This is a genomic window from Pantoea sp. PSNIH1 (assembly GCF_007680655.1).
Classification (GTDB): domain Bacteria; phylum Pseudomonadota; class Gammaproteobacteria; order Enterobacterales; family Enterobacteriaceae; genus Pantoea; species Pantoea eucrina.
Map to the genome: position 1 here is coordinate 1 of NZ_VEIP01000024.1, position 300 is coordinate 300.

Below are 300 nucleotides of genomic sequence, written 5' to 3' on the forward strand. Positions count from 1 at the left end.
TCCCCCACTTTGGTCCGAAGACGTTATGCGGTATTAGCTACCGTTTCCAGTAGTTATCCCCCTCCACCGGGCAGTTTCCCAGACATTACTCACCCGTCCGCCACTCGTCACCCGGGGAGCAAGCTCCCCTGTGCTACCGTCCGACTTGCATGTGTTAGGCCTGCCGCCAGCGTTCAATCTGAGCCATGATCAAACTCTTCAATTTAAAGTTTGATTTGCTTAAACACGTTAAGCGGTGCTCTGTGAATTAAACTTCGTAATGAATTACGTGTTCACTCAGCAAAGACTTGATATTTTTTA

At 48.3% G+C, this 300-nt stretch carries 1 rRNA gene; it reads right to left on the minus strand.

Annotated elements, in window-relative coordinates:
* Nucleotides 1–205 (minus strand): 16S ribosomal RNA (locus tag FS690_RS18235); the annotation flags it as partial.
* Between the last annotated feature and the right edge of the window lie 95 nt (nt 206–300).